Annotated in this window: 9 protein-coding genes; 6 read left to right on the forward strand and 3 right to left on the reverse strand. The window is 67.5% G+C overall.

The features are described from left to right. Positions 1–1,438 (reverse strand): HAD-IG family 5'-nucleotidase (locus HUW62_RS44645; protein WP_176437914.1); only part of this gene is annotated, 1,438 nt, incomplete at its 3' end. Positions 1,439–1,657: 219 nt separating this feature from the next. On the opposite strand from HUW62_RS44645, the gene HUW62_RS44650 reads away from it, so the two are divergent. Further along, a complete protein-coding gene (locus HUW62_RS44650) occupies positions 1,658–2,281 on the forward strand; it encodes a hypothetical protein (protein WP_163866183.1) in 624 nt (207 codons plus the stop codon). A 34-nt stretch (positions 2,282–2,315) separates the two neighbouring features. Then, positions 2,316–2,561, forward strand: a complete 246-nt coding sequence (locus tag HUW62_RS44655; RefSeq protein ID WP_163866184.1) for a hypothetical protein — start codon at positions 2,316–2,318, stop codon at positions 2,559–2,561. A gap of 4 nt (positions 2,562–2,565) precedes the next feature. Here the strand turns inward: HUW62_RS44655 and HUW62_RS44660 are convergent, their stop codons facing one another. Continuing rightward, on the reverse strand, positions 2,566–3,153 hold the full coding sequence (locus HUW62_RS44660) for a hypothetical protein (RefSeq protein ID WP_176437915.1): 588 nt from the start codon (positions 3,151–3,153) through the stop codon (positions 2,566–2,568). Positions 3,154–3,502: 349 nt separating this feature from the next. Here HUW62_RS44660 and HUW62_RS44665 point away from each other — a divergent pair, with 349 nt between their 5' ends. From HUW62_RS44665 to HUW62_RS44680, 4 genes are all read left to right on the forward strand, one after another. Continuing rightward, positions 3,503–4,609, forward strand: coding sequence for an HAD family phosphatase (locus HUW62_RS44665; RefSeq protein ID WP_255203987.1), 1,107 nt, complete (start codon positions 3,503–3,505; stop codon positions 4,607–4,609). A gap of 159 nt (positions 4,610–4,768) precedes the next feature. Beyond that, positions 4,769–5,089: a TraR/DksA family transcriptional regulator gene (locus tag HUW62_RS44670; protein ID WP_240356417.1), complete on the forward strand. Its 321-nt coding sequence runs from the start codon at positions 4,769–4,771 to the stop codon at positions 5,087–5,089. 199 nt (positions 5,090–5,288) lie between these two features. After that, positions 5,289–5,978, forward strand: a complete 690-nt coding sequence (locus HUW62_RS44675; protein ID WP_176437916.1) for a hypothetical protein — start codon at positions 5,289–5,291, stop codon at positions 5,976–5,978. A 100-nt stretch (positions 5,979–6,078) separates the two neighbouring features. Continuing rightward, complete coding sequence (locus HUW62_RS44680; protein WP_176437917.1) at positions 6,079–6,606, forward strand: hypothetical protein; 528 nt, start codon at positions 6,079–6,081, stop codon at positions 6,604–6,606. A 97-nt stretch (positions 6,607–6,703) separates the two neighbouring features. Here HUW62_RS44680 and HUW62_RS44685 read toward each other — a convergent pair. Further along, on the reverse strand, positions 6,704–7,060 hold a 357-nt coding region (locus HUW62_RS44685; RefSeq protein ID WP_176437918.1), incomplete at its 5' end, for a helix-turn-helix domain-containing protein.

Below are 7,060 nucleotides of genomic sequence, written 5' to 3' on the forward strand. Positions count from 1 at the left end.
GGCTGGGGTCGTGCGGCAGGCTGCCCCGGGGGCTGCGCAGGTAGACGAAGGGGGTGGCGAACAGGAAGTTGGACACGCGCGACGTGTAGATGTCCGCGTACCGCTCCACCTGGCGGGCCAGGTGGCTCTTGTCATTGCCCGCGCGGGTGAGCAGGCCCCAGATGGGATTGGACAGCTCGGTGGCGGCGCGGGCCATGGGGCCCAGCTCCGTGTCCAGGCCCTCCAGGGACTCGCGCAGCTCGCCCAGCCGGGCCACCAGCTCCGACTCCGTGAGGGCATCCGTCCGGGGCCCGTAGTTCGCGCGGCGCCGCTGCAGCTCCAGGCGCAGCTGGCAGCTCTCCCACTCCAGCTTCTCCTTGAGCACCATGCGCTCGCCCAGCCGCGCCTCGGTGGGGCGGAAGGCGGCGATGGCGCGCACCTCGTCCTCCAGCTCGCGCAAGATGAGCGCCGTGCGCCAGCGCAGCGCGCTCTTGGACACGTGCACGTCGCCGAACATGTGGTCGCCGACGTAGAGAATCTCGTCGCCGCTCATGCCCAGGTGGCGCTCCAGCTCCAGCGCGCTGCCGCCGAAGTACGGCGTGCCGGACTTGAAGGGGCCGGCGGAGTGCGGACGGAGCAGCGCCTCGCCTTGGGTCTCCACCACCTCGAAGAGCGCGGAGCGGGTGGTGAAGAACTCCGGCTTGCGCGCGGACACAATCACCACGTCGAACAGCTGCCGCCACGTCATGCCGTCGGGCAGGTGCTTGTCGAAGGCGAAGTGCATCATGGGCTCGGTGTAGGCCCACTCGCTGTTGGTGATGAGCAGCAGCTTCTTGCCCGCGTTCTTCTGGTCCAGCAACGCCAGCGGCGTCTCCGGGTCGTCCAGGACGTAGCGCTCCGGGTCGGCGATGATTTCCGCCTTCAACTGCCCCTGCATGTGCGTGGCGTCCAGGTTCTTCCGCACGTGCTCGTAGAGGTCCGCGTAGCCCATGGGCCCGGGCAACTGGCCCGCGTCCAGCCGGTCCACCAGCTGCGAGTACAGACACGCCTCCGACAGCGAGAAGAGCGTGTTGAGGAACACCCAGCGGCGCTCGTGCAGGTCGATGACGGTGTGGGAGTACTCGTCGCGCTGGGTGATGAAGTCCATGGAGCGCGTGCCGTGCAGGGCCTTCTTCACGAAGCCGAAGCGGTTGGCCTTGAGCAGGTTGCCCTTCTCCGTGTCGATGATGAGCCCCCGGATGGCGAGCGCCGGGTCGAACTGGAGGTCACCCACGGGCCAGCCCTGCGCGACGAGCCTGTCACGGATGTGCTCGTAGGCGCGGCGTTCCCACGCTTCCACGCGGTAGTGGATGAGCGTGTAGTCCATGTCGTAGCCCACGGCCTTGATGGCGCGCAGGTTGAGGGTGCGGTTGCAGAACAAGCCCCGCTCGGGCGGGGGACCGGGAGTTTGCGAGCGCATATGACTCCCTGGCTTGCCCCGTCCCGCGCCAAAAGTCGATGCCTGTCTTCGGCCTCGTCGCCTGCCACGCACAAGGTCCACGCCGCCCCTTGCCACGCGGTGACGTATGACTCGGGGCCGCTTCGTGGCCCATTGCTCACTCTCCGGCAATGAGTGGTCGAAGTCAGGTTCTCCTGGACTAGTGTGCGCGCCCCATCAACCCTTGAAACGAGGTTCATCATGTCCTGGATGATTCGTGGTCTGCTGGTCAGCACCCTGCTCCTGGTGGGATGCAAGCACGCGGCGCCCGCCGTCACGCCGGAGCCGACGACGCCCGTCGCGGAGACGTGTGATGCGAAGCAGCAGGAGGTCTCCAAGGAGGCGGACCAGCGCGCAGCGCCGTGGAGCATCGAGCAGCACCTGGCGAAGAACTTCCCGGAGGGCTCGGTGTCGTGGCTGATGAAGGAAGGCCCGTACCAGACCTTCGTGGTGCAGTCGGGCGCGAAGAACTTTGGTCGCTGCGACGACAGCGGCTGTTATCTGTTCGCGGCGCCCTCGTCCGTCATCCAGGAGGCGGTGAAGAAGTCGATGACGGGCGCGACGCATGACCCCGCGGTGCTGGGGCAGGCGCTGGGGCTGCCGGCGAAGAACTTCGAGGGGCCGCTGCGGATGATGACGTTGAACCTGCGCGCGTCGGGCTCGTGCGTGCGCCTGCCGGTGGACGCGGACCCGGGCGTGTGGAAGTGCCAGACCGAGCAGGACACGGACTGCTTCAAGTTCGGCGGCTACACGTCCGGCGGCGTGCCGGAGGTCATGGTCATCAACGCGCCGGTGGCCCAGGCCGTGGTGACCGAGATTCCGTGACGCGTCTTTCCTCCGTGCACGAGGTGGAGGTTCCATGAGCCGCGAGCAGGTCGTCCATCAGAGTCCGCTCCTCTACCGCGTGCTGCGCGAGGAGGACGGGACGTTGGTTATCGAGGTCGTCGTGGGCGGTATCGCGATGTCCGCGGTGCGCGTGCGGCTCACCGAGGCCGAGGCGGAGGCGTTCACCCGCGAGGGCAGCGCCTTCAGTGACAGGCTCGCGAAGGACATCATGGCCTCGCCTCCCTTCGGGGGCCGGTCCTACGACCCGCCGACGGGGTGAGGCGTCAGTACACCAGCCGCAGATGAGGGAGCAGGGGACGACTCCCCTGCCGCTCGGCGCCGAGCGACCTGTCCAGGTCGATGTGGATGACGGCCCGGCCATTGCGCTCCAGCGCGTCGCCCTGGAGCTTCAGGCGCAGCGGGGCTTCGCGGGCATCGACGAAGCCCGCGGAGCCGTCGGTGGCCTCGAAGGCGCCGAAGTCATCCAGAATCACGGTGGCCTCGAGCACGCCGTCACGCACCTGCTCGGACGTGAGCCAGAACCAGGCCACCAGGTGGGCATGGGTGGGGTTGGCCACGTCCATCTCCTGCGAGGAGGGGAGCAGCTCCGTGCGCAGCGGCGCTCCTCCCAAGGTCACCTGCACCGCGCTCGCGCTCAGGTAGGTGGTGGAGAAGCGGCTCGTGGTTCCCTGGAGCCGCAGCTCGTAGCGCCGAAGCTCCGGGGCGCTGTCTCCGCAGGCGCAGAGGCCGACACCCCACAGCAGCATGGCGAGCGGAAGGATTCTGGAACAGGTCTTCTTCGTGGCGAACTCCTGGGTTGGAGTTGCTCCAGCGAGAAGTGATGACAACAACCCCTGTCTTTTCAGTCGCATGGGGCGCGGCTTCGTTCAAGCCACGTGCCCAGTGCGGAACCGGACCTGACGCTTGTCCCGGAGGATGACTCGGCGGTGTGCCCCCGCCTGGAAGACGGGCCAGCCGAGCAGGTCTCATCCTTGTGTCCAGGGGACGCGTGGGCGGGGAACACCTGGCTGGAAAATGATTCTCCACGGTGCTGACTGTTCGTGGCCGGTCGAGGAAGGTGGGTGGCGGCGAGTGCCCGGGGTCCGCCCCGCGAAGCACCGTGTGTTTCCAGCCAGCGATGGGACGATGGACTCTCACGGAGGGATGCGCAGGTTGCGGCGCGAGGCCGCGCGTCAGGCATGGCCTCACGGGGGGATGCAAATGGCCGGAGCTTCACTGCGGGGAATGTCGGGCCGCGGGTATGGGGGGGCTTTCGCTCGCTCACTGCTGGTGGTGACGTTGTGTGCGCTCTTCGTCTCGGCGGGATGCAAGTCCACGCACCATGCGTCGCACGAGCCGGCGAGCCTGGCGCAGGGGGGCTCCGGTTCAGCGCTCATCGCCGGGAGCGAGGACCCGCTGCCCTCATGGAACGACGGCCCGACGAAGGCGGCGCTGCTGGACTTCGTGGAGCGCGTCACCCGCGAGGGAGGCCCCGACTTCGTGCCCGCCGACGCGCGCATCGCCACGTTCGACAACGACGGCACGCTGTGGAGCGAGCAGCCCGTCCCGGTGGAGCTGGCCTTCGTCATCGACCGCGTGAAGGCGCTCGCGCCCCAGCATCCCGAGTGGAAGCACCAGCAGCCGTTCCAGGGGGTGCTGGAGGGAGACCTCAAGGCCGTGGCCGCGAGCGGTGAGCGAGGGCTGATGGAGTTGTTCGCGGCCACGCACGCGGGCGTCACCACGGAGCAGTTCGATGCCACGGTGACGCAGTGGATCGCCATGGCGACGCACCCGAGGTTCGACCGGCTCTACACGGAGCTCGTCTACCAGCCGATGCTGGAGGTGCTCGCGATGTTGCGGGCCAGCGGCTTCAAGATATTCATCGTGTCAGGGGGGGACGTGGGCTTCATGCGCGCCTGGGCAGAGCGTGTGTATGGCATTCCCCCCGAGCAGGTCATCGGCAGTCGGGCGAAGCTGCGCTACGAGGTCCGGGACGGCACACCGTCGCTCATGTTGCTGCCGGAGCTGGACCTGCTCGACGACAAGGCGGGCAAGCCGGTGGGCATCCAACAGGTCATCGGTCGACGCCCCATCGCGGCGTTCGGCAATTCGGATGGGGACTTCGAGATGCTCGAATGGACGACCTCGGGCAAGGGGCCGCGGTTCGGGCTCTTCGTCCACCACACCGACGCGAAGCGGGAGTGGGCGTATGACCGGAACGCCCACAGCGGAAAGCTCTCGCGAGGGTTGGACGAGGCGCCTCGACGCGGCTGGTTCCTCGCGGACATGAAGAGGGACTGGAAGGTCATCTATCCCTTCGAGCAGTAGCGGCGGGGAGCAGGGCGGGCCGCGCTTCCGCAAGGGCTGCGGAGGTCCCTGTGGGCCGCGCAAGCCTTGCGGCTGGTGGACGGCGGGAGGCTCTGGCGTGACGTGGCATGTTTTCTGAAATGCCCGGCCCTCACTCTCCCTCTGGGAAGGAAGGTCGCGATGGAAGCGACGGATGCGCCCGGCGTGGGGTGGCGGGAGCGAAGCATGGACAGTCTGGCTCGTGAGGCGCGAGACGCCCTGTTGCAGCGGGGCGAACGCCTGAGGTCACGGACCCGGACCCCGCCGAGTGTCCCGGAGCCTGGCACGTTGCTCTCCGATGCGGAGCGGCAGGAGTTGCTCGACATCGACGCGGCGCTCCAGCGAATCGCTGGAGGGTATTTCGGTCGCTGTGAGCGGTGTGGTGGGGCGATGGGGAGACATCGCCTGCGCGCGATTCCCGAGGCGCGCTACTGCATGACGTGCGCGACGCTGCGACGCTGAAGGCGCGGGAGCCGTGCGCTCCACGCGCGCGAAAGAGGGGCTGCCGCTGGCGCAGACGCGGATGGAGCTGCTCCATGGGCCAGGAGCAGAGGGGTATACGGACTACCCACGCGCGACGCGCGCTGTCGGGGAGACAGTTTGGACCTCCGAGACCCACTCTTGACCCGGTGACGGGAATCGCCGGAACTAGAATCCACACATGACTCGGACGCACTGGTTGACCGTGCTCTTGCTCGTCCCGTGGATGGCCATGGCGCAGGCGCCCGACACCGGGTCAGACCGCTACATCCCGGCAGAGGCACCGCCGCTCCTGCCGGTGGAGGAAACGCCAGAGCGCGTCGAGCCTCTCCAACCGTCAGCATCATTCCGGGAGCCGAAGTCCGGCACCGAGGCCCGTCTCCCACTTGAATGGGTGGGAGGCGCCCTGGGCGTGGTCGTGGGTGCCCTGCCGGGCCTCTTCATCCTCAATCTCAATGGAGACGATTGCGGAGTGGAGAATTGCGAGTCGCAAGGCAGGTTTCCCGGCTCGCTGGTCGGGCGCGCCATCACCCTCCTGGGCATGCCGATTGGAATGGGGGTCGGCATCCTCGGAGCAGGCAGCCTCCTGGATGGAGAAGGCCAGCTTGGCTGGACCCTGGCGGGCGTCGCGGCGGGAGGGGGCGCGGGAGCACTCATCAGCAAGAACTGGGGGGAGGGGAACTTCTCCGCGACCTCTTCGTTGATCTTCACCGCCTCCGTGGCCCTGGTCGGCGGAATCGTCGGCTACGAGGTCTCCCACCACCAGCGCGTCGAGCGACGGCGCAAGCGCCACGAAGCCGGCCTCCAGGTGGTGCCCATCGTCACCCAGAGGGGAGGGGATGTCCTGGGCGGGCTGGCTGGCCGGTTCTGAGCACCGGTGTCTCGGGTCTCACGCGATACACCCGTGTCGCGGGGGGGCCTCCAACCTCTGAGGCTCCTCAGTCGTGTCCTTCAGGACTAGTCTCGCCCGGGTGAGCTACGAACTCGTCTTTGATGCGGCCCATTCTCCGATTCAATTCAAAGGAATCGCGCTGGGCACCGCGTTCACTGTCTTGGGGGCCCTCCTCTGGTGGAAGCAGCGATCCCCAGGATTGCCAGCCTGGACCCGATTCTTCTTCCGAACGGCCAGCTCCCGCGTCTTTGGCCGGACATTCTTCTTCTTCTCGCTTTTTTGGACGGTCCTGGTGACCGCGTCGACCCTGAACGGGTATTTCCGGGTGCGCGGCGCGCTGGCCTCGGGGAACACCCTCGTCACGGAAGGCGTCGTGGCTGATTTTGTCCCAATGCCATACACAGGCCACGGCTCTGAACGCTTCACCGTGAGCGACGTCCCGTTCTCATTCAGCGACTACGTCATCACTCCGGGATTCAATCAAACCGTGTCACATGGAGGTCCGCTCAAGCCAGGGCTCCAGGTGAGACTCCACTACATCCAAGAAGGAAGGTCGAACCTCATCCTCAGGGCCGAGGTTCAGAGGGAGCAGCGCCGCGAGCAGTGACGCCAGGGATGGAGTCCCCGCCGTCAAGGAGGGACCTTCCCAAGGCGCAGGCGGCCGTCTCCGCCTTTTCTGCCCGGTGTGTCGCTCCCCTCGGAGGTCAGGCCTGGCGTCGGGAGCGGCGTGTGGGTTTGTCGTGATGATGCGGGGTCAGTGCCACCTCGCGCAGCCGGGTCCCCACCCGGACGATGGAGTCAATCACCGGCAACAGCTCCAGGCCGAGCGAGGACAGGGCGTACTCCACGGAGGGCGGCGAGGTGGGGAGGACCTCGCGTGTCACCGCGCCCTTTCCCGTCAGCTCGCGCAGCCGCGTGGTGAGCACCTTGGGCGAGATGCCGGGGATGTCGTGGAGCAGCTCCCCGAAGCGCCGGGGGCCACCGGAGAGCTGCCAGACAATGTTGGTGGACCACGCTCCACCCAGCAACGACATGCAGGCATGCATGGGGCAGCCCGGGGG

The sequence above is a fragment of the Myxococcus sp. AM011 genome (assembly GCF_013372595.1).
GTDB classification, from domain to species: Bacteria; Myxococcota; Myxococcia; order Myxococcales; family Myxococcaceae; genus Myxococcus; species Myxococcus eversor.

What these genes read in the sequence shown, in the direction of transcription:
- HUW62_RS44655 (WP_163866184.1), top strand. Translation starts at nt 2,316, where the DNA reads ATGAGCCGCGAGCAGGTCGTCCATCAGAGTCCGCTCCTCTACCGCGTG.
- HUW62_RS44670 (WP_240356417.1), top strand. Translation starts at nt 4,769, where the DNA reads ATGGAAGCGACGGATGCGCCCGGCGTGGGGTGGCGGGAGCGAAGCATG.
- HUW62_RS44650 (WP_163866183.1), top strand. Translation starts at nt 1,658, where the DNA reads ATGTCCTGGATGATTCGTGGTCTGCTGGTCAGCACCCTGCTCCTGGTG.
- HUW62_RS44675 (WP_176437916.1), top strand. Translation starts at nt 5,289, where the DNA reads ATGACTCGGACGCACTGGTTGACCGTGCTCTTGCTCGTCCCGTGGATG.
- HUW62_RS44660 (WP_176437915.1), bottom strand. Translation starts at nt 3,153, where the DNA reads ATGCGACTGAAAAGACAGGGGTTGTTGTCATCACTTCTCGCTGGAGCA.
- HUW62_RS44665 (WP_255203987.1), top strand. Translation starts at nt 3,503, where the DNA reads ATGGCCGGAGCTTCACTGCGGGGAATGTCGGGCCGCGGGTATGGGGGG.